General features: G+C 69.3%; 18 protein-coding genes. 8 read left to right on the top strand and 10 right to left on the bottom strand.

The window, feature by feature from the left end:
- Positions 1 to 10 precede the first annotated feature (10 nt).
- The 6 genes from AB8998_RS27645 to AB8998_RS27620 form a co-directional block, all read right to left on the bottom strand.
- Complete coding sequence (locus AB8998_RS27645) at positions 11 to 2,014, bottom strand: glycosyltransferase (protein WP_369741797.1); 2,004 nt, start codon at positions 2,012 to 2,014, stop codon at positions 11 to 13.
- A gap of 44 nt (positions 2,015 to 2,058) precedes the next feature.
- Complete coding sequence (locus tag AB8998_RS27640) at positions 2,059 to 3,522, bottom strand: oligosaccharide flippase family protein (RefSeq protein WP_369741092.1); 1,464 nt, start codon at positions 3,520 to 3,522, stop codon at positions 2,059 to 2,061.
- A gap of 292 nt (positions 3,523 to 3,814) precedes the next feature.
- Entirely contained in the window at positions 3,815 to 4,366 is a 552-nt protein-coding gene (locus tag AB8998_RS27635; RefSeq protein ID WP_369741091.1) for a hypothetical protein, read from the bottom strand.
- A 12-nt stretch (positions 4,367 to 4,378) separates the two neighbouring features.
- On the bottom strand, positions 4,379 to 5,884 hold the full coding sequence (locus AB8998_RS27630; RefSeq protein WP_369741090.1) for a sugar transferase: 1,506 nt from the start codon (positions 5,882 to 5,884) through the stop codon (positions 4,379 to 4,381).
- 16 nt (positions 5,885 to 5,900) lie between these two features.
- The gene (locus AB8998_RS27625) at positions 5,901 to 6,842 is read right to left on the bottom strand and encodes a WecB/TagA/CpsF family glycosyltransferase (protein ID WP_369741089.1); all 942 of its coding nucleotides are present in this window, start codon (positions 6,840 to 6,842) and stop codon (positions 5,901 to 5,903) included.
- 259 nt (positions 6,843 to 7,101) lie between these two features.
- Entirely contained in the window at positions 7,102 to 8,265 is a 1,164-nt protein-coding gene (locus AB8998_RS27620) for a PPE family protein (RefSeq protein WP_369741088.1), read from the bottom strand.
- A gap of 970 nt (positions 8,266 to 9,235) precedes the next feature.
- Here AB8998_RS27620 and AB8998_RS27615 point away from each other — a divergent pair.
- Entirely contained in the window at positions 9,236 to 10,429 is a 1,194-nt protein-coding gene (locus AB8998_RS27615; protein WP_369741087.1) for a CoA transferase, read from the top strand.
- Entirely contained in the window at positions 10,423 to 11,736 is a 1,314-nt protein-coding gene (locus tag AB8998_RS27610; protein ID WP_369741086.1) for an amidohydrolase family protein, read from the top strand. Before AB8998_RS27615 ends, AB8998_RS27610 begins: the two co-directional genes overlap by 7 nt.
- 31 nt (positions 11,737 to 11,767) lie before the next feature.
- Here AB8998_RS27610 and AB8998_RS27605 read toward each other — a convergent pair whose 3' ends face one another.
- On the bottom strand, positions 11,768 to 12,661 hold the full coding sequence (locus AB8998_RS27605; RefSeq protein WP_369741085.1) for an alpha/beta hydrolase: 894 nt from the start codon (positions 12,659 to 12,661) through the stop codon (positions 11,768 to 11,770).
- A 252-nt stretch (positions 12,662 to 12,913) separates the two neighbouring features.
- On the opposite strand from AB8998_RS27605, the gene AB8998_RS27600 reads away from it, so the two are divergent.
- The 6 genes from AB8998_RS27600 (at position 12,914) to AB8998_RS27575 (ending at position 19,055) form a co-directional block, all read left to right on the top strand.
- Positions 12,914 to 13,576 carry a class I SAM-dependent methyltransferase gene (locus tag AB8998_RS27600; protein WP_369741084.1) on the top strand — a complete coding sequence of 221 codons (663 nt, stop codon included), beginning with the start codon at positions 12,914 to 12,916 and terminating at the stop codon, positions 13,574 to 13,576.
- 84 nt (positions 13,577 to 13,660) lie between these two features.
- A complete protein-coding gene (locus AB8998_RS27595) occupies positions 13,661 to 14,845 on the top strand; it encodes an alpha/beta hydrolase fold domain-containing protein (RefSeq protein ID WP_369741083.1) in 1,185 nt (394 codons plus the stop codon).
- A gap of 42 nt (positions 14,846 to 14,887) precedes the next feature.
- On the top strand, positions 14,888 to 16,297 hold the full coding sequence (locus AB8998_RS27590; protein WP_369741082.1) for a WS/DGAT/MGAT family O-acyltransferase: 1,410 nt from the start codon (positions 14,888 to 14,890) through the stop codon (positions 16,295 to 16,297).
- Between the two features lie 116 nt (positions 16,298 to 16,413).
- A complete protein-coding gene (locus tag AB8998_RS27585) occupies positions 16,414 to 17,205 on the top strand; it encodes a crotonase/enoyl-CoA hydratase family protein (RefSeq protein WP_369741081.1) in 792 nt (263 codons plus the stop codon).
- Positions 17,206 to 17,250: 45 nt separating this feature from the next.
- The gene (locus AB8998_RS27580) at positions 17,251 to 18,762 is read left to right on the top strand and encodes a class I adenylate-forming enzyme family protein (protein WP_369741080.1); all 1,512 of its coding nucleotides are present in this window, start codon (positions 17,251 to 17,253) and stop codon (positions 18,760 to 18,762) included.
- Entirely contained in the window at positions 18,759 to 19,055 is a 297-nt protein-coding gene (locus AB8998_RS27575) for a hypothetical protein (RefSeq protein ID WP_369741079.1), read from the top strand. Before AB8998_RS27580 ends, AB8998_RS27575 begins: the two co-directional genes overlap by 4 nt.
- Positions 19,056 to 19,057: 2 nt before the next feature.
- Here AB8998_RS27575 and AB8998_RS27570 read toward each other — a convergent pair whose 3' ends face one another.
- The 3 genes from AB8998_RS27570 to AB8998_RS27560 form a co-directional block, all read right to left on the bottom strand.
- Positions 19,058 to 19,741, bottom strand: a complete 684-nt coding sequence (locus tag AB8998_RS27570; RefSeq protein WP_475582077.1) for a TetR/AcrR family transcriptional regulator — start codon at positions 19,739 to 19,741, stop codon at positions 19,058 to 19,060.
- Positions 19,738 to 19,869, bottom strand: coding sequence for a hypothetical protein (locus AB8998_RS27565; protein ID WP_369741078.1), 132 nt, complete (start codon positions 19,867 to 19,869; stop codon positions 19,738 to 19,740). Before AB8998_RS27565 ends, AB8998_RS27570 begins: the two co-directional genes overlap by 4 nt.
- 314 nt (positions 19,870 to 20,183) lie before the next feature.
- The gene (locus AB8998_RS27560; protein ID WP_369741077.1) at positions 20,184 to 21,653 is read right to left on the bottom strand and encodes an aldehyde dehydrogenase; all 1,470 of its coding nucleotides are present in this window, start codon (positions 21,651 to 21,653) and stop codon (positions 20,184 to 20,186) included.
- Between the last annotated feature and the right edge of the window lie 79 nt (positions 21,654 to 21,732).

Raw genomic sequence — 21,732 nt, 5'->3', positions numbered from 1 at the left:
CGAGAGGCGTTCACAGTACGGCGTTGACGGCGTCGAGATAGGCATCGGTCATCGCGTCCACCGTGTAGTGCTTGCGCATGCGTTCCAAGCCGCGGAGGCCAACGGACGGCAGAATGGCGGGGTCTGCCAGGATCCGGGCCAGGTGTTCCCGCCATCCCGACACCGACACGGGCTCCACGACAAAGCCGGCTGCTCCGAAATCCAGCATCTCCGGAACGGCGCAGACCGCCGACGCGGCAACCGGAACGGCCCGAGCCATGGCCTCGAGAATCACCAGCGGGAACGCCTCGGATCGGCTCGGGACGCAGAGCAGATCGGCGTCGGCCAGTGCGGGTCCCGGGCCGGTTGACCATCCGCACCACCGCACCCGATCTCGCAGCCCGGCGGGGGTGAGGGCCTGCAAGCGCTCCCGATCGGGACCGTCACCGAAGATCGAAAGCCTCCACCGCGCATCGGTGAGGCCGCCCAGCGCGTCGATCAACAGATGCGGGTTTTTGTGCTCGACGATCCGCGAGAGCATCACCAGGTGTGGCGGCTCGCCGGCCGCCCGGACGCGGGGGGGCGGCGAGCCGGTCCAGGCGACGCCGTTGGGTGCGGTGAAGCACCGTCCGCTGAGCCGATGAGTAGCCGTAAGCATGTCCCAATGACGTTGTGCCAGTAGAACGAAACCGTCCGCGCGGCACATCGCCCCGGTGAGCGGCCTGGAGTAGATCGGCCGGTCCTCCTCGGGAGGGACATGCGGAGCGACCAACCAGCGCCGATCGCGGGATGCCGCGCGCCACAACGTGGCGAAGCCCGTCTCGGTGTTGGTGTCGCCACTGATGAGCACCGCCGGACCCGTGGGCAGGTCGACGAGCGGCGCCCACCAGGGCTGGCGCACCACGCGCACGCCCTGGGGAATTTCCTTGATCAAAGGGCCGAAGCGTTGCATGCACACGATGGTGACCGGGTAGCCGCGGCGGTCCAACTCCGTGGCCAGCAGGGCTTTTTGCCGCTCGGCGCCCCCGTAGACGAGGCGGTTGGTGGTGATCACGATCGCCGGCAGATCTGTGCGGCGGCGATCACGGCACCGCACAGCTGTTTTCGGGCGCTGCACTCGTTCCAGCAGCGTCGTGCCGACCAGAAACAGGTCCGCGGCGTGAACGCCGGCCTGGTGTTCGAGTAGCAGGGCGATGTTGGTGCGTTCCACATCCCGGTCGCGGCGATCACCAGCCGCTGGGCGACCGACCGTGGAATCGGTTCCGCGCCCGGCCGCGCCGGGCGCCGGCTGGGCGCGGACTGCGCCGAGTTCGTCGGCCAGCAGAATGTGCCAGCCGGCCCCGCGGGCACGGGCCTGCCAATCGGCTTCCTCACCGTGGCAGAGGAATTCCTCGTCGAAACCGCCGATCGCGTCCCACGCCGCCCGACTGATCGCCAGGCAGTTGCCGCTCAGATGGCCTGCTATGCTTTCCGATTCGGGAGGCTGCCGGGCATGAAGGTGTGACAAGGGGGTGCCGCGGAGCGGTTCGGCGTAGCCGGCGGCCGCGACCAGCGAGCGAATCAGTGTCCGGCGACGTGACGCACAGTCCCACGGCTCTCGACCGGGTGCGGCGTCGTCACGAACCATCGGCGAAACGGCGGCCACGCCGGGCCGGCGCAGCAACTCACGGGTGCGGTCCAACGGGCTCTGTAGGCGGTAGTGGGGATTGAGCAACAACAGGTCTGTGCCGCCCGGCGTCTGTGCCACCAACGCGTTGAACGCTGCGGAGGAGCCAAGGTTTTCCTGTTGCGGCACCCAGTGGACCGTGGGGAACAGGGTGGCGAGTTGCTCGCGACGGGGATCTGCGTCGGCGCCGCTGCAGTGGACGTAGACCGGTAGTTCGGGTACCTGCTCGGCGACGCTGCTCAGGCACATCTCGAGCAATTCGTGGGGCGCGTGGGACACGATCAGCACGGCGAGCGGGCGCTCGGAATGCGGCGCGACGCCGGCGCCGGCCGGTTGGCGCAGATAGGCGCGGTCCATCTGGCGCTTCATCTGTGCCCGCTCCCGACGGGTCATGTAGGCCCGCTCCCGACGGGTCATGGCGTCGCCTGCATCCGGCGCAGGGAGGACATCGTCGACCAGGTGAGCGGGCCGACGGCCGCACTGGTGGCGAGGTAGACGATGGCCGCGGCGGCCAGAACCAGTACCACGTGCTGACCCGAAAGGAGCTCCGTCACAACGACACTCGCTCCCGTCGGTATCAGCACCCGCAGTAAGAACAGCACCGGCGTACGGTAACCGCACTGGCGGCGCAGCCACCAGCTGGCGACGGTCATGTTGAACGCTTCCGTGCACACCAATGCGACACCCGCCCCCACGGCGCCCAATCTGCCGTCGAGAGCCAGGTTGAGCACGACGTTGATCGCCAAGGTGGCGGCGGACAAACCGAACCAGAACCGCTGGTGGTGGCTGGCGAACAGGCCCTCGCCGAGGGTGGTGGTGACGAAGCGCAGCGCCACTGCGGTCAACAGCAACGTCAGCGTCGGCGCGCCGCGCTCCACGAACGCCTGACTGCCGAACAATGCGGTCAGAGGTTCGGCGACCAACGCGCCGACTACGGCGATCGGGACCGCCGCAAAATACATCAACTCGACACTGCGGCGGATGAACCCGGCAAATGCCACGACATCACGCGAAAACAGCTCCGTGGCAGTCGAAAGTGTGGATTTGAGGAAGAACACCGCCACGATCAGGGTGTTGATCGCGATCGAGAAGGCCAGCCCGTAGACGCCGACCTCCGTATGCGTGTTCACCAAAGACAAGATCACCCCGTCGACGCGCCAGTACAGGACGGTGACTACCGTCACTCCCATCAGAAAAAAGCTGTCCCGCAACAGATCAGCAGCCTCCCGCGGCGCGAAGACCGGTCGCAACGACACGTGCCGTCCGGCCGCATGGCTCTGGATCAGAACTTGCAACGCTGTCGGAATCAGCTGTACGACCGCGAACCAGATGACGTCCTCGCGTTCGAACACCAGAAAAGTCACCGCGGCCAGCGTGGCCAGTCGGCTGACGAGGTCGGAGACGGCCACCGCGGAAAACCGCACGGTGACCAGAAAAACCGGCTCCAGCCGTGTCGTCATCGTCAACATGAGCAGCTGTGCCGACAACACCACAAGCATCACGCGCACGTCGTGATCGTGATAGAGAAGCAACCCGGAGCCCGCTGCCAATGCCGCCAACGGCACGCAGTACACCAGGGACAATCCGTTGTAGACCCGCACGAGTCGTTCGAGGTCGGCGCCCCCGGCGGCGACGCGGCGCACAATCACGCGACCGATACCGAGGTCGACCAGGCTGATCCACATGCCGACGAACGCGACCGCCACGGTCAGCTGGCCGTAGCGTCCGGGACCCAGGAACCGCGCGGTCATCGCCACCGACACTGCCGAGGCCAGCATCCCGAGTACCCGGCAGACCAGCTGGACCGAGAACGCATGGGCCAGCCGCGCGACGGGTATCGCCGGCGCGTCGGTTCCGGGTGCGGTCGGCTCAGTCATGACCGGGGGCCACCTCGTGTTCTCCATACCTGCTCAGAGGTCTGCTCAGACGGCTTGCACCTCTAATAAACCAGAAGGCGGTCGCCCGCTGCGCGAATTCGTGGCGGTCGCCGACGTACGGCGGTGCGGCCGACATGGCCTAGACGCGTGGCTTTGCCCGGGCGCCGCCGAGATGCCTACATCGAAGCCGGCCCACACTTCGCGGGCAGGGCACCGTCGCCGGCAGTGCAGACGCTCGGAGAGCGGTGGTAGGGGCAGCGGCGCGGCAAGGCTGCGTAGGTGACACAAACCGTCACGGCGTCCCCTTGAGCCCGATCGCCGCAGCGAGGTCGGGGCTCTCGCCGGCGGGCGCAATCACGTTCGGGCAATAGACATTGCGCGCGGCGACCTCCTCCACCCCAACTTGCAAATCGAAGAAAGCGGGATGGCGTGCCGCGATCAAGCTGCCGCCGGTCCGGATCTTCACCTCCCACTGGGCATCGGCCTCCGCCGCGCAGACGTCGTTTGCATCCTCGACCAGTGTTTTGTCATCCGGCCAGTGCCAACGCTGCTGGCCCCAACTGCTGCAACGAGTCGTGTCCAAGACCTCGCTGTGTTCGCAGGGATTGCGGATCACCGCCAGATAGTGCCGGTCCTGGGAACTGAAGTCGCTGCTCTGCAGGCGCGAGAACACGGCAATCGTCGCGATCCCGGCGACCAGAAAGGCGGCGCCGACGATTGCGCCGACTCGGCCGCGGTGCCTGCGCGGGGGTTGGGCACACGGTGGCGGCGCGAGAAACGGCGACCGGCAAACCGGGCGGTGAATCGGTTGCTGCGCTGGAGTGTTCCGGTTATGGGTCGGCATGTTTGACTCCACCTAGTATGCCCCGTGGCCTGCCAATACCGCTTTCACCGTTTTGGTGATGATCATGAGGTCGCCCGCCATCGACCAGTTGTCGATATAGGACAGATCCAGCCGGACCGACTCGTCCCAGGAAAGTTCTGAACGGCCGCTTACCTGCCAGATTCCGGTGACGCCCGGCTTCACCAGCAGCCGCCGATTGACATGACGGTCGTAGTTCTCGACTTCGCGCCGCAATGGCGGCCGTGGCCCGACCACACTCATCTCCTGTTTCAGCACGTTGATGAACTGGGGAAGTTCGTCGAGGCTGAAGCGGCGCAGCACTCTGCCGACGGGTGTGATGCGCGGGTCGTCACGCATCTTGAACAAGATCCCGCCGGCTCCCTCATTGAGGTGCAGCAGACGGTCGACTTGGGTATCGGCGCCTGTCGTCATCGTGCGCAGCTTCAGCATCGTGAAGGGCTGACCGTTGAGACCAATGCGTTCGGAACGGTAGAAGACAGGTCCTCTGCTCGTCAGCTTGATGGCGATCGCACACGCGACCAGAAGCGGCGACGATACACAGAGCGCTGCCAGCGCGAAGAAGAAGTCGAACGCGCGCTTTTGAAATCGCTGGGTCCCTTCGTATCGCGGCTTCTCGACATGCAGAAGCGGGAATCCGGCGATGGGCCGCAGGGTCAACCGTGCCCCGGCGACGTCGACGACCCCCGGCGACACCGTGAGGTCCACATCCGTCGTTTCCAACTGCCACATCAGGTTTCTGATCGCGTGGAAACCTAACTTCTCCGTCTGGGTCACCACCACGGCGTCCGCACCGCAGCAGGTGATCGCGTCCAGCGCGTGGGATTCGTCGCCGAGGATGGGTACTTCGCGGTATCCGGCCGTCAGGGATTCGCCGCGGGGGGGACCGTATCCCGGTATGCACACCCCGACGACGACGTAACCGTCGACTGGATTGCGCTGCATTTCGTGCACCATGCGTGAAACCTCGCGCCGGTGTCCGATCGCCAATACCGCCGTCTGGTACTCGCCGTGCCCACGCCTGGCGCAGATGTATCTGCGCCACATGCTGCGACTGGTCAATAGTCCGATGGTGCCGACGGGAAGGGCAACGGCCAGATAGCCCCGGGCCAGCTCGATCCTGGCGAGGAGCGTCACCATCGCGATGATTCCGAACGTCCAGAACGACGCGCTGCAGATGCGTCGATACTCGTCGATCCCAGCTCCGATGACGTGCGTCGACCTTGTCCTGAATATCGTCAGACACGACAGCCAGAGACCGATGAAAACCAATGAGAACAGCGTCATCAGCGGGCCCGGGTAACCCGAAAGTTCCGGGTAGGTGCCGAACCGCAGGTATTGGGCGAGCATCACCGACCCGCAGACGATCAGCGAATCGGTGGCACGTATCCGGTGCGAATACCGGATCTGCCAGCGCTGCCGGGTATTTCGACCCTGCGGCGGTGTCGGACAAGCGGTGACCGGTGAACCGTTCGTCGGCCGCTGGATTACTGAGGTCATCGCCGTCAACCTGTGCCTACACACTCGTCGTTTCGGACTGCACCCAAACTTGGCCGGTGCCGGACGGGTCGGCGCAGGCGCCGACCGGCGTGACCGCGCGATGCGCGCCCGGGTAGCGGATGAGCTGTGCCCGTGTCACGCGCAGTAAAGCGATGGGACCGTTCAGCAGATAGCGGCGCGCCAGCCGGCGGGGCTCGTGGATCAACCGGAAGAGCCATTCGAGTCCGCAGTCCTGCATCCAGCCGGGAGCCCGCTTGACGTTGCCCGCCAAGTGGCCGATCGCGGCGCCGCACGGCAGGAAGACCCGCGCGCCCGACGCGCAGCCGTGCTGGTCGATCCACTGCTCCTGCCGCGGCTTGCCGAGGCTGACGATCAGAATGTCGGTGCGCGCATTGCGGATCGCCGCAACCCACTCGGCGGAGGACGACGCGATGCTGCGTGCGTCCGGCGCCCACATTCCTGAGATAGCAAGTGCCGGAAAACGTTCACGCAGAACACCGGAGAGCAGGCGGTGGGTCTCGACGCTGCCGCCGAAGAAGCCGACCCGCTGACCGGTCCTCTCGGCCAACAGCAGCACGCTGGGGAGCAGGTCTGTGCCGGTGATTCGAGGCCACCGTTTGCCGGTGAGCAGCCGGCCTCGCCAGGCGATCGGCATGCCGTCGGCCAGAAACAGCCATTCCAGCGCGCCGACGGGCGCCGCGCTGACGTTGTGGAAATGGCCCAAGTGGTCGAGGTTGACCGACCCCACCGCCAAGCCGACACCCGATGCCGATTGCAGCCGGGACGCGATGACCGACAACACCTCGTCGAATTCGCGACGCTCAACGATGCTGCCGCTGAGGGCCATTCGCACAACTGCAGCGGATCGCGTGTCGGGGATCATGTCGATGCTTTCCCGCGGTTGGCGATGCGACGATATCTCAAAGCGGCGCCGGGATCCGGTGGGGGCGATCAGCATGATGCCGCCTTCTTTACCGCCGCCAATCGGCTCGTCGCCAGGGGCCATTCGACGCCGACGTCCCCTCCATGCCAGCGGATCCGGTACTCGCCCGCCGGGACCCGCCCGCCGCTGGCGTGATAGCTGACTACGCACGATTGCTTGCCTTGGCGCCGCGACCACGAGTAGGAGGGGAAACCGCCGCCGTCGACGAAGCCGCCGGCTGTCGCCACTGCTGAATGTGCTCCGGGAAAGAGCCGGTCTGTGGTCATCACCCGGCCTACACGTATCCGCCGGAGGGAGGGCGTGCCATGATCGTGGGGATGTTGCCGTACCGGGGCCCGACCGATCTCGCTGCACCAGCCATGGCGGCGCGCGGGGCCGCGCCCAGCACGCTTGGCGACATGCCGGCTCCGTGCAGGCCGGCGCCCGACAAAGGGGTGACGGAGCCGATCATCTGGGCCGAGGGAATGACGCTCGTCCAGCTCGCCGGCACCGACAAGGGGCCTAGCGAGGTCGCGGTGCCCAGGCTCCCCACCAGTCCGGGGCCGAGCGATCCGAGCGCCTCGGCTCCCGAGGCGGCCGCCCCGGCCGCCTCGGCGGCCGCACCTTCCGCAGCTCCTTCCACAGCGGTGAAGGCCCCCGCCAAACCCTGGCCGCTCTGGGCGATTCCGAGGATGGAGGACAGTGCGTAGACCGGGGTTGCCGCCGCCATGGACCAGGAGGGCAATGCGTAGGCCGCCACCTCGAAACCCGGCGACGAGCCGCTAAGGCCCGCCAGGGTCGAAGCGGGCGACGAAAGTGCCGACAGCATGGAAGGAATAGAGGAAACCAGGTTGGTCAGCGACAGCTGCTGTGCCGGCGATGCCGCCGCGGAGTTGGCAACCGCCGTCGCCTGAGCGGCCGCCCCCGCCGGGTTGACCACCTGCGGCGGCTGGACCAGTTGCGTCAATTCGCAAGCAATGGCCGAATGTGCGGCGTATTCGTAGAGGGCCGCGGCATCCTGCGCCCACATCTCGCCGTATTCGGCTTCGGTGGCGGCGATTGCCGCCGAGTTCTGGCCGAAAAAATTGGTGGCAACTAACGTCGCGAGTCGAACCCGGTTGGCGGCGACCGCGGTCGGCGGCACCGTCATCGCGAACGCGGCCTCATAGGCCTCCACGGCGAGTCTGGCTTGGCCGGCAGATTCCGCCGCGCGGGCGGCGAGGCCGACCGTCCATGCCACATACGGTCCGAATGCGGATGCCATCGACAGCGACGCGGGGCCCAGCCATCGTCCCGCGGTCAAACCGGCGACCACCGATCTGTAGTGGCCCGCCGCGAAGTTCAATTCGGCGGCCAAGTTGTCCCAGGCCAGCGCGGCGGCAGCCAGCGAACCGGCGCCGGGACCGGCATACATTCTCGCGGAGTTGACCTCCGGTGGCAGGGCACCAAAGTCGATCATGTCAAGCCCCGAACGGCGGTGGACTCCTGCGTCGTGCGGGCCGTGATTGCGCGACAACCGCACCAGCGGTTGTCCCGCCCAGGCGCATGCGAGTCACCGAGCCGACCCGGTGAACGCGTCCACCGAGGCCCGCAACTCACCTGCCTGCATGACTGCATCCGAAACCGCCTGCCTGTTTGGTGACACCTGGTCCGTCGAACAACGCTGGAGGTTGTCCGACTGCCTTCCCGAGGCCCGATGTGTCAACGATGACTACGACCCGTAGTGCACTCAGAGTATGAGGGACCGACCTATTTAAAACCGATTATCTGTAAAACACAAGTACAATATGCTCCGCGTCACAATTACGCCCATGGCGCACCGTTCCGCCTCAAGGTTTGGGCTCGCACCGGTGTGAGCTGCGTCAACGGCATCTGATGTCGACCGCTGCGCTACCCGCCGCTGCGCGCTCGCTCGGTCGCGCCGCACGTAGTCCGAGGTCCGTCGGATCCGGCGGGTCTGCCGGTAATGCCGCCTAGTCCGTTCCCGCCGTCGGCGGCCTGCATGTCATGGGACACCCTGGCGACCTCGCGGCGCAGGGCGTCGGAAGCGTCCGGGCCCTGCTACACACGAGTCGGCGCCAAGGAAAAGGCCAGTACAATCGGCGCGGAAGCATCGCATCGCGGGCGTTGAGGACCGGATACGCCCAGGCCCCATGGCGGTCGGATCGGGCGAGCCGACGGGCGCAAGGGATTCGGCCCCACGGCTCCGCTGGGCCCGGTCATCGTCAAAAGCGGGGGACGGGGTGTACGCCCAGCCGCGTACCAAAAGTGTTGCTAATGTCGGCAAAAGATCCTTCCAGTCTTTATCGGAGGGGAGAGATCGCCCGGTCCCCGGGGCGCACAAACGCGGGCACTCGCTGGCGCATCGCCCGTCGTGACCGACTCGCCCCTGCGCCGCGGGCCCGGCGCTCTGCGAGCACCATGGTGGGGTGAGTTCGGCGCCGAACACGTGGCTCAGCAGGTGGGGTGACAGTGGACTGGCCTGTCTGACGGGCCGGCCCGACGGCCCCCCCGACTTCTCCCGGGCGAACGTGCTCGCGCGGGCCGACGCCGTCGGCGCCGCCGCCGCTCGCCGGCTAGGTGTCGACGTCGATGCGGCCGGACTGCTGACCGGGCGCGCCGCGCTGCTCGAACTTTCCCGCGGGGGCCGGGTGTCGGTCGGCGGCGCCACGCGGCTGTTGGCGGCCCGCGACGACTGGTGTGCGCTCACGCTGTCTCGGCCCGACGACCGCGCGGCCGTCCCGGCGCTGCTGCGGGCCGACGACGTGCCCGAGGACCCGTGGCCGGCGCTCGCGCATTGGGCCGCAACGCGTCCGGCGTCGGAGATCACCGAACGCGCCACCCTGCTGGACATTCCGGCAGCCCGACTTGGTGAGGCCACGCCCACGGCGCCCCGGATCCGCCGAACGGGCCCGCGCGCGCCCGCCCGCGGAGGGCCGGGCCTGCTGGTGGCCGACCTGTCCTCGATGTGGGCCGGACCGTTGTGCGGGCGACTGCTGGCGCGTGCCGGGGCCACCGTCGTCAAGGTCGAAAGCCCGCGCCGCCCGGACGGCACCCGAAACGGCAACCGCGCGTTCTTCGACTGGGTCAACGCTGGAAAGCTTTCGTGCTGTGTCGATTTCGACAAACAGGCCGACGAGTTGCGGGAACTGTTGGCGGTGGCCGACGTCGTGATCGAGGGCTCGCGTCCGGCCGCGCTGGCCCGGCGCGGTCTCGGGCCGGAGCACCTTGCACCGAGACCGGGCCGAATCTGGTTGCGCATCAGCGGATATGGCGACCCCAGGCCGGCGTTCGGCGACGACGCCGCGGTCGGCGGCGGCCTGGTCGGCGCCAGCCCGCAGGGGCCGGTGTTCTGCGGTGACGCCATCGCCGACCCGCTGACCGGGCTGGAGGCCGCCGCGGCGCTGGCCGACTCGCTCGACCGTGGTGGCGGCGAGCTGATCGAGGTGGCGATGGCAGGCGTCGCCGCGACCTATGCCGCGCTGCCGACCGAGCCGTCGGTGTCGCATTGCCCGGCGCTGCCGCCGCGCCCGCCGCGCCCCTCGGGCCGGGCGGCCGAACTCGGCGCGGACAATCGCACCGTGCGCCGCCTGATCGCCGAAAGACGCTGCCCGTCATGCTGATCAAGCAAGCGACGTTGCTCGACGGCCGAATCGTCGACGTCCGGGTCAACGCACGGATCGAGGAGGTGGCCGCGCTCTCTGACGGCCTGCAGGCCAGGCCGGGGGAAGGCGTGCTCTATGCCAACGGCGGCACCGTCCTGCCCGGGCTGCATGACCACCACGTGCACGTGCGCTCGGCCGCGTCGGCGTTGGACTCGTTCGTCGTCGGGCCCCCCGGCGTCAGCACCGAGGCCGAGCTGACCCAACTGCTGTCGAACGCCACGCCGGGCCCGGACGGATGGATCCGCGCCATCGGCTATCACGAATCGGTCGCCGGCGATCTGGACCGCAGCGCCCTGGACGCCATGGTGCCCACGATCCCGGTGCGCATCCAGCACCGCAGTGGCGCGCTGTGGATCCTCAACTCCGAGGCGCTGGGCCGGGTCGGGCTGGCCGATCATCCCGACGGGCGCCTGCGCAGCGCCGACGGCGGCTGGTCGGACGCCGTGCTGCGGCGTGAAAGCGACCTCGCCGAGCTGAGCCGTCGCATCACCGCGTACGGCGTCACCGGCGTCACCGACGCCACCCCCGACCTCGATCCGGCCGGCATGGCTTCGCTGGTCGAGGCGCACCGTGGCGGCGAGTTCCGGCCACGGCTGCGTTTCCTGTCCCCGGGCAAGAAAATCCTGCAGGACGACCGCCTCGACCTCGACGAGCTCACCGGCTGGATCGCCGACCGCCACGCCGGCGGTGGGCCGGTCGCCGTCCACTGCGTCACCGCCGCCCAGTTGGTGGTGACGATCGCGGCCCTGCGCGCCGCCGGAAGCCATCCGCGGGACCGCATCGAGCATGCCGCCGTGGTGCCCGACGACACCCTGGCCGACCTCGCCGATCTCGGCGTCACGGTGGTCACCCAGCCCAACTTCGTCGCCGAGCGCGGCGATCAGTACCTCGCCGACGTCCCCGCCGCCGAGCACGGGCAGTTGTGGCGCGTCGCGTCGCTGCTCGCCGCGGCGGTGCCCGTGGCGCTGGCCACCGACATGCCGTTCGGCCACGGGGACCCGTGGACGGCGATGCGCGCCGCGGTGTACCGCACCACGCCGAGCGGGGCCGTCCTCAACGCCGGCGAGAGCGTCTCGGCGCGCCGGGCTCTGACGATGTTCACGGGCCAACCGGATCGGCCGGCCCGGTCCCGCAGCGTCGAGCCCGGGCAGCCGGGCGACCTCTGCGTGCTCAGCGAGCCGCCGGCCACGGCGCTGGCCGAGCTGGATGCCGGCATGGTCGCGGCCACCGTCATCGGCGGTGAGCTCGTCTACTTCGCCATGTGAGCGGCCATGTGAGCGGCCATGTGAGCGCCGCTCAGGCCGCCCGGGTGAGCGCCGCGCGCAGGGTGTCGCACTGGCTGTCGAAGAACCTTTGGGACACTGCGGCTTTGGGCACCCACATGTCGAAGCCGTGGAACGCCCCGGGGATGACCTCGACCTGGCACGGCACCCCGGCGGCCCGCAGCCGTTCGGCGTAGGCCAAGTCCTCGTCGTGGAACAGGTCGTGGGTGCCGACGCCGATCCACGCGGGCGCCAGCCCGCCCAGGTCGGTGCGCCGGCCCGGGACGGCGAGTTCCGGATCGGCGCCGCCCAGATAGGCCGCCCAGCCGAACCGGTTGCTGCGCGCGCTCCACAGCCGGTGGTCCGGGTGATCCCCGGACGCCGAACTGCGGTCGTCGAGCATGGGATACGCCAGCAGCTGGAACAGGGGGGCGACCTCGGCGCGGTCCCGGGCCAGCAGCGCCAGGGCCGCCGCCAGCCCGCCGCCGGCGCTGGCGCCGCCGATCGCGATCCGCCCCGGATCCACCGATCCCAGCCCCGCCAGCCAGCTCAGCGCCGCGTAGCAGTCCTCCAGCGGCTCCGGATACGGATGTTCGGGCGCCAGACGGTATTCCACGGACGCGACGGTGATGCCCAAACGGGTGCTGAACCGCCGGCACACCGGGTCGTCCTGGTCGGCGCTGCCGATCACGTAGCCGCCCCCGTGGATCCACAGCAGCGCGGGCGTCGGCCCGGTCACGCCGACGGGCCGGGACACCCGCACCCCGTTACCCGGACCCAACCCGACCACCTCGACGTCGCCGGCGCCGCCGCGCCCGCGCAGCCTCGTCGCCGCCCGCATGATCCGCAGCGTCCGCGGGCCGATCATGTGCCGCGGCGTGAATCGGGCGGCTCTGCGCAAGTCGGGGTGAACGTCGCTGTTCGGCATGGATCGAGTATTACGCACGCGGCGATTCGTCCGCGCCGGCGGAACCGGTGACCCGCACGCCGAACCACCGCGCGCCGCCGGCGCGCGGCTCTGGCAGGCTCTGGGTTAGCCGAGCAAAGATCGGGGTATCGGTGGGAATGCCGGTGGACGCGGCGCATGCCGGCACCCGGCGATGCGGGTTGGCCACAACCCCTCCCCGACGGGCGCCCCACGCGCCCGGGCCGGCGGGCCGGGCAGGAGCGAGGGACAGAATTGCTGGGGCATCTCTACGATCGGGCGCTGGGCGGTGAACGATGCTGGATCCGCCACGAGGACGGAGAGGTGCGGCTGCTGCCGGTTCACCGCTGGCTTGGGGTGCGGTCCCCGCCGGGCGAAGCGGCCGCCCCCGATGAGGCGCTCGACGAGGACTTCGACGAGGCCGTCACCCAGCTGTGCAACGGTCCTACGATCGAACTCGGTTGCGGCCCAGGGCGATTGGTGGCACGGCTGATCCAGCGGGGGGTGCCCGCGCTGGGTATCGACCGATCCGCGGCCGCGATCCGCCTGGCCGGCCGCGGGGGTGCGCCGGCCCTGCTGGGCGATGTCTTCGAGCCGCTGCCCGGGACGGGGCAGTGGCAGACGGTCCTGCTGGTCGACGGCAACATCGGCCTCGGCGGGGACCCGCTGCGCATCCTGGGCCGCGCCGCCGAGTTGCTGTGCCGCGGCGGACGCTGCGTCGCCGAGTTCGACGCCGAGGCCATCGGCATCCGGGTGCACTGGGTGCGGTTGGAGTCCGGCGGCGACGTCGGGCCGTGGTTCCGCTGGGCGTCCGTCGGTGTCGACAGCGCCGACACGCTGGCCGCGCAGGTGGGGCTGACGTTGACCGACGTGCGCCTCGTCGGCGCCCGGGTGATCGCGAGCCTCACGGCCCTCTAGGCGACGCGGACGTGTTCGACGCAAACGTCAGTTTCCGCGCGGCGCGCGGGGGTACCCTCGCGGAATGACGGCGAGGTACCGGGCATGACATCGTGCGTGAAGTGGTTGCTACGGACCCGCCCCGGTGATTACGCGTTGGCCCTCAGCGTTGCAGGGGCGTCGCTGCCGGTGGTCGGCAAGCACCTGGAGCCGCTGGGCGGTGTCACCGCGATGGGCGTCTGGGGGGTGCGGCAGGCGCCCGAGGCCCTGGCCTCGATGACGAAAGACCTGCTGACCCCCGGCATCCAGGACGCGCGCCGCCGCGACCGGGAGTCCACCCGCGACGTCTCCGTCGCGGCGCTGCGGGAAGTCGTGCCGACGGCCGATCTCGACGGCGAATGGCCCACCGCGGACCGCACCCCGCCGATCTGGGACGCGCTGCGCAGACGCCGTTACCTCTACCGCCGCGCGGTGCACTACGGCGACCACCCCGCGCAGGTCCTCGACGTGTGGCGGCGCAAAGACCTGCCGGCGCAGCCCGCGCCCGTCCTGGTGTTCCTCCCGGGCGGGGCGTGGGTGCACGGCAGGTGCGTGGGCCAGGGGTCCGCCCTGATGTCACGGTTGGCCGAGCAGGGCTGGGTGTGCCTGGCGGTCGACTATCGCGTCGCGCCGCACCACCGGTGGCCGCGCCACATCGTCGACGCCAAGACCGCCATCGCCTGGGCGCGGGCCAACGTCGACAAGTTCGGCGGCGACCGCGATTTCGTTGCGGTGGCGGGATGTTCGGCCGGCGGGCACCTGGCGGCGCTGGCCGGATTGACCCCCGGCGACCCCGCGCACCGGGAGAAGCTGCCGGAGGGGGCCGACACTTCCGTGGACGCGGTGGTCGGCATCTACGGCCGCTACGACTGGGAGGACCGCTCCACTCCCGAGCGCGCCCGCTTCGTCGACTTCCTGGAACGTGTTGTGGTCAAACGCTCGATCGCGCGGCACCCGGAGTTGTTCCGCGACGCGTCGCCCATCGCGCGGGTCCATCGCAATGCCCCGCCGTTTCTGGTGATTCACGGCAGCAAGGACTCCGTGATCCCCGTGGCGCAGGCCCGCAGCTTCGTCGAACGGCTGCGCGCGGCGTCGCATTCGAAGGTCGGCTACGTCGAATTGCCCGGCGCCGGCCACGGTTTTGACCTCGTCGACGGCGAGCGGGCCGGCGAGATGGCGCACGCGACGGCGCTATTCCTCAACCAGGTCCACCGCACCAAGGCGCGGATCGGCGCAAAAGAGGTCATCTGAGGCCACCGCTGAGTATCGTCGCCGTATGGGCAAGGGGCAGCGGTGAAACGGCTCAGCGGCTGGGACGCGGTCCTGCTGTACAGCGAGACGCCGAACGTGCACATGCACACGATCAAGGTCGCCGTCATCGAATTGAGCGAGGACAGACGCGACTTCGGCATCGAAGAGTTCCGCCAGGTCATCGGCGGCCGGCTGAACAAGCTCGAGCCGTTCTGCTATCAGCTCGTCGAGATCCCGCTGAAGTTCCACCACCCGATGTGGCGCGAGCACTGCGAGGTCGACCTCGACTACCACATCCGCCCGTGGCGGCTGCCGGCTCCCGGCGGTCGCCGCGAACTCGACGAGGCGATCGGACGCATCGCCAGCACCCCGCTGGACCGCGACCGGCCGCTGTGGGAGATGTACTTCGTCGAGGGGCTGGCCGACAACCGGATCGCGGTGGTCGGCAAGATCCACCACGCGCTCGCCGACGGCGTCGCCTCGGCCAACCTGATGGCCCGCGGCATGGACCTGCAGCCCGGGCCCGAAGGCGGCCCCTACGTGCCGGACCCGGCGCCCACGACGGGCCGGCTGGTGGGTTCGGCGTTCGCCGACCACCTGCGCCACATCAGCCGGATCCCCCACACGATCCGCTACACCGCCGACGGCCTGGCCCGGGTGCGCCGCAGCTCGCGCAAGCTGTCCCCGGAGCTGACCCGGCCGTTCGAGCCGCCGCCGACGTTCATGAACCACAAGATCACCCCGGAGCGGCGATTCGCCACCGCCACGCTGGCCCTGGCCGACGTCAAGGAGACCGGCAAGCGCCTCGGGGCGACGATCAACGACATGGTGCTCGCGATGGCGGCGGGAGCGCTGCGCACGCTGCTGCTCCGCTACGACGGCAAAGCCGAACCGCTGCTGGCGTCGGTGCCGATGAGTTTCGACTTCTCTCCCGAGCGAATCTCCGGAAACCGGTTCACCGGCGTGCTGGTGGGCCTCCCGACGAATTCCGACGACCCGCTGGCGCGGGTGCGGTGCAGCCGCGAGAACGCCCTCCTGGCCAAGGAGAGCAACCAGCTCATGGGCCCCGAGCTGGTCAGCCGATGGGCCGCCTACATGCCGCCGGCACCCACGGAATCCTTCTTCCGGTGGGCGTCCGGCCGGGAGGCGCACAACAAAGTGCTCAACCTGAACATCTCGAACGTTCCCGGTCCCCGGCAGCGCGGCCGGGTGGGCGGGGCGCTGGTCACCGAGATCTATTCGGTGGGCCCGTTGACCGCCGGCAGCGGACTGAACATCACGGTGTGGAGTTACGTCGACCAGCTCAACATCTCGGTGCTGTCCGACGGCGCCACCCTCAAGGATCCCCACGAGGTGACCGAGGCCATGGTCGCCGACTTCGTCCAGATCCGCCGCGCCGCAGGGCTTTCCGAGGAGTTGACGGTCGTCGAGACGGCGATGGCTCCCGCCTGAACGCGGCCCGCGCCGCGGCGGGTAACCGGACTCTCGACTGCCGCTAACGCCGTTTCCGGCGACCGCTACCATCAACCGGGAACAGCCACCGACTTGGTAAGGAGCTTCGGCGCACCGTGAACACAGGGAATGAAGAGGCCGGCGCGGGGGAACCCGAGGTCCTGGTCGAGCAACGGGACCGGATCCTGATCGTCACGATCAACCGCCCCAAGGCCAAGAACGCGGTCAACGCCGCGGTCGCCCGGGGCCTGGCCGACGCCATGGACCGGCTCGACGCCGACGCCGGCCTGTCGGTGGGGATCATCACCGGCGCGGGCGGATCGTTCTGCGCCGGTATGGATCTCAAGGCTTTCGCCCGGGGTGAGCTGCCCGTCGTCGAAGGCCGTGGCATGGGGTTCACCGAGCGTCCGCCGGACAAGCCGCTGATCGCCGCGGTGGAGGGATACGCGCTGGCCGGGGGCACCGAACTGGCGCTGGCCACTGACCTGATCGTGGCGTCGAGGGACTCGGCGTTCGGGATCCCCGAGGTCAAGCGGGGTCTGGTCGCCGGCGGCGGGGGATTGCTGCGGCTGCCCGAGCGCATCCCGTACGCGGTCGCGATGGAGCTGGCGCTGACCGGGGACAACCTGTCGGCCGAGCGCGCCCACGACCTCGGGCTCGTCAACGCGCTGGCCGAGCCGGGCGGGGCGCTGGACGGAGCGATCGCGCTGGCCGAGCGGATCGCCGCCAACGGGCCGCTGGCGGTCGCGGCCACCAAGCGGATCATCGTCGAGTCCCGCGGCTGGAGCCGCGACACCATGTTCGCCGAACAGATGAAGATCCTGGGCCCGGTGTTCGCGTCCAACGACGCCAAGGAGGGTGCCGTCGCGTTCGCCGAGAAGCGTCCGCCGCGCTGGACGGGCTCCTGATCACCGATACACTATGTTCGTAGAGTCCACTTCGGGGGTTCGGGGATGAGCATTTCGCTGCTGCTCGAGATGGCCGCGTCGGGTAACCCCGATCGCACGGCGGTCGTCTGCGACGACGTGCGCTTGACCACGCAGCAGCTCAGCGATCTCGCCGACGGCGGCGCGGGCGTCATCGCGGCCTCGGGCGCCGGGCACGTGGCCTACGTCGGCACCGGCGGCGACATGCTGCCGGTGCTGATCTTCGCGGCCGCCCGCGCCGGGGTGGCGTTCACCCCGATCAACTACCGGCTGTCGGCCGAGGGCATCCAGACCCTGATCCGGCGGCTACCCGAACCGCTGGTGATCGTCGACGCCCGCTACCGCGACGCGGTCGGGGACGCCTCGCCGCGGGTGCTGGTCTCCGACGACTTCCTGACCGCCGCGCGCGAGTGCGAGCCGGGCCCCGACGTCCCTGCGTTCGCCGACCCGGACTCGGTCGCGATCGTGCTGTTCACCTCGGGCACCACGTCGCAACCCAAGGCCGTCGAGCTCACGCACAACAACCTCACCAGCTACGTGACCGGCAGCGTCGAATTCGCCTCGGCCGACGACACCGACGCGGCGCTGATCTGTGTGCCGCCCTACCACATCGCCGGGGTGAGCGCCGCGCTGTCGAACCTGTACGCCGGGCGAAAGATGGTGTACCTGCCCAACTTCGACGCCCGCGAGTGGGTCCGGCTGGTCAACGCCGAGCGGGTGACCACGGCGACGGTGGTGCCCACGATGCTGGACCGCATCGTCACCGCGCTGGAGGCCGGCGGCGCAGCCTCCCGCGAGCTGCCGTCGCTGCGCAACCTGGCCTACGGCGGCTCCAAGGTCGGGCTGCCGCTGGTGCGCCGGGCGCTGGAACTGTTGCCGGGCGTAGGGTTCGTCAACGCCTACGGCCTGACCGAGACCAGCTCGACGATCGCGGTGCTGACCCCCGACGACCACCGCGCGGCACAGGCCGCGTCCGACGCCGCCGGCGCCCGGCGGCTGGGCTCGGTCGGGCGGCCCCTGCCCGGCGTGGAGGTGCAGATCCGCGACGAGAACGGCACGGTGCTTGGGCCGGGGGAGACCGGGGAGTTGTTCGTGCGCGGCGAGCAGGTCTCGGGGCGCTACACCGGGATCGGTTCCGTGCTGGACGAGGACGGCTGGTTCCCGACGAAGGACATCGCCATGCTCGACGAGGACGGCTACCTGTTCATCGGCGGGCGCAGTGACGACACCATCATCCGCGGCGGGGAGAACATCGCCCCCGCCGAGCTGGAGGAGGTGCTCGTCGAGCACCCGCACGTGCGCGACGTCGCCGTGGTCGGGGTGGAGGATCCGCAGTGGGGCCAGGCGATCGTCGCCGTGGTGGTGCCGGCCCCGGGGTGCGAGCCCGACCCCGAGGACCTGCGCGAGTACGTCCGCAAAAACCTGCGGGGGTCGCGGACCCCGGACCGGGTGGTGTTCCGCGACGAGCTGCCGGCCACCCCCACCGGCAAGGTGCTGCGCCGCGAGATAGTCGAACAGTTGGAAGGACTGCACGCATGATCAAGAACGGAACCCGTCTGGCCAGCCAGGTGTGCGACACCCAGGTCATCGTGGTGCGCAGCGCCGACAGCCTCGACGACCTGCGCTGCGGTGGCGCGCCGATGGTGGAGATCGGCGCGCCGCGGTCCGGCGAGCTCGACCCGGCGTTCGCCGGGGGCAGCGTGATGGGCAAGCGCTACGTCGACGACGACGGCGCCGAGGTGCTGGTGACCAAGCCCGGCGCCGGAAGCCTGAGCATCGGCGCGACCCCGCTGCAGCTCAAAGAGGTCAAGCCGCTACCGGCCAGCGACTAGCACTAGCTCTCCCGCTTGTCGGGCAGGCCGTTGCGGATGACGAATTCCTTTGCCTTGATCAGGAATTCGATCTGATCGCAGACATGGTGGAGCGGATCGATGCTGCGCGTCGAGCGGGACAGCAGGATCGCGCCCTCCAGCGCGGCGATCGACATCACCGCCAGTGAGGCGGCGTCGCCCTCGTCGAAGCCGTCGGCGACGAACGCCCGCGTCATCGCCGCGCACCAGCGGCCGAGGATGGCACCGGCCTCCGTCGACAGCGCGCGTTCGTCGTCGGTGGACCCGATCGCGGCCGCCACCACCGGACAGCCGGCGCCGAAGTCACCCTCGGTCAGCAGGCGCTCCCAGAACTCGACGAACTCGCGCAACAGCGCCCGCGCGCCCCAGCCGGCGGCGTCGTCGATCATCGCGGTGATGGAGTCCCCGGAGTACCGCAGCGCCTCGCTGAGGATCTGACTGCGCCCGTCGGGGAAGTGGTAATACACCGAGCCGCGTGGCGCGCCGCTGCGGGCGAGCACCTCGTCGATGGTCACGCCGGCCGCCCCGCGTTCGCGCATCACCTCGGCAGCGCTGATCAGCATGTTCGTGCGCGTGTCGCACCGCTTGGCGGCGGGACGGTCGGGAGCCTTGTCGGTGGTCGTCGGCCTGTTAGTCGGCACGGTCGTACCTCCAATGGCCGGGGTCATGCAGCGTGCGAATGCCGGGGTACCGGCCAGTGTATGTCGCGCGGACCGAAGCGGAACGGCCGCCGCTTGAGGTCCGGCAATTGTCGCGTGAACTGGTAGCCGCCGACGTTGAGCTCGATGATCCACATGGTTTTCTCCCCGGCCGTGTGGGGCCTTTGATTATGCTGAGAATCATATAAGACATCCGTCCAGTCAGCAACTTTTATTCCCTAACTAAACCGCACACCACGCGAAACGGGTGAGACCAGTGTCACAATGCCTACCCTGGGGGCGAAGGTCGCGCCCCGGATTCTATGGTTTATTGCATAATAACTAGCCGGCCGCCGGGCGCCGGCCGCCGGCCGCCGGCCGCCGGGAGCCGAAAAGACGCCGAGCGTGCACCCGGCGCGAGAAGTCGGAATCTCGCGGTGAGTGCACGCTCGGCGTGGCGTGTCAGCTTTGGCTAGCCCTCGATGGTGTAGCCCATCGGCATCAGCACGCTCTTTTGCTGGGTGAAGTGCTCGACGCCCTCGGGCCCGTTCTCGCGGCCGATGCCGGAGTTCTTGTAGCCGCCGAACGGGCAGCACGGGTCGAAGGCGTACCAGTTGATGCCGTAGGTCCCGGTGCGGATCTTCTCGGCGACCTTGATGCCCTTGTCGATGTCGGTGGTCCAGACGCTGCCGGCCAGGCCGTACGCCGAGTCGTTGGCGATCTTGATCGCGTCCTCCTCGGTGTCGTAGGGGATTATGCTCAGCACCGGGCCGAAGATCTCCTCCTGCGCGATCGTCATCTTGTTGTCGACGTCGGCGAAGACGGTGGGCTGCACGAAGAAGCCGCCGTCCAGGCCCTCCGGGCGGCCCCCGCCGCACACCAGCCGGGCACCCTCCTCGATGCCCTTGGCGATGTAGCCCTCCACGCGGGCGCGCTGCTTCTCCGAGATCAGCGACCCGATCTGGGCGGCTGCGTCCGACGGCGGGCCCACCGGCAGCGCCTGCACGAAACTGCTTACCGCCTCGACGATTTCGTCGTAGCGCGAGCGCGGGGCCAGGATCCGGGTCTGGGCCACGCAGGCCTGGCCGGTGTTCATGATCCCGGAGAACACCAGCATCGGGATCGCGGAGGCCAGATCGACGTCGTCGAGGACGATGGCCGCCGACTTCCCGCCGAGCTCGAGGGTGCACGGCTTGAGCATGTCCGCGGCGCGCCGGCCGATCTCCTTGCCGACGGCCGAGCTGCCGGTGAAGGAGAAGAGGTCGACGTTCGGGTTCGAGGTCAGCGCCTGGCCGGTGTCGATGCCGCCGGGCACCACCGACAGCACGCCCTCGGGCAGGCCGGCCTCGGCGAGCGTCTCCGCCAGAAGATTTGCGCTCAATGGTGTTTCGGCGGCCGGCTTGAGCACCACGGTGCAGCCGGCCAGCAGCGCCGGGCCCAGCTTGTTGACCGCCAGGAACAGCGGCACGTTCCACGCTACGATCGCGCCCACCACGCCGATCGGTTCGCGGTAGACGATGGTCTGCCCGTAGCCGCCGTTGCGGATCTCCCGCCATTTCACGTCGTCGGCGGCGGGGCCGGCGAAGTAGTTCAGCGCGCCGATCGAGCTCATCCAGTGCATGGTCTCGATGCCGGTGGGCGGTTGGCCGGTCTCGCCGGCGAGGACCTCGGTGAACTTGTCCTTGCGCTCCTCCATGAGCTTGAGCGCGTTGGCGATGACGGCCGCGCGTTCCTTCGGCGGCGTGGTGGGCCAGGGGCCGTTGTCGAACGCGGCGCGCGCCGCGGCGACCGCCGCGTCGACGTCGGCCGCCGCCGCCAGCGGCGTCTTGCCGACGTACTCGCCGGTGGCCGGGCAGTGCACCTCGATCACGTCGGAACTCGACGGCTCGGTCCACTTGCCACCAATGAAAAGCTTGTCGTATTCGGTCTTGATGTCGGGCATCTGCGCCGCTCCTCCTCATTGCTTCGCGCTGCATCGTCGCCGGCGCCCATGGGCGCCACCCTACCCAAGGGGACGCGAA

This window comes from Mycobacterium sp. HUMS_12744610 (assembly GCF_041206865.1).
In the GTDB taxonomy this organism is placed as follows: Bacteria; Actinomycetota; Actinomycetes; order Mycobacteriales; family Mycobacteriaceae; genus Mycobacterium; species Mycobacterium servetii.
Note: the sequence above shows the minus strand (reverse complement) of the source record. Positions and strands in the feature narration are given on the sequence as shown.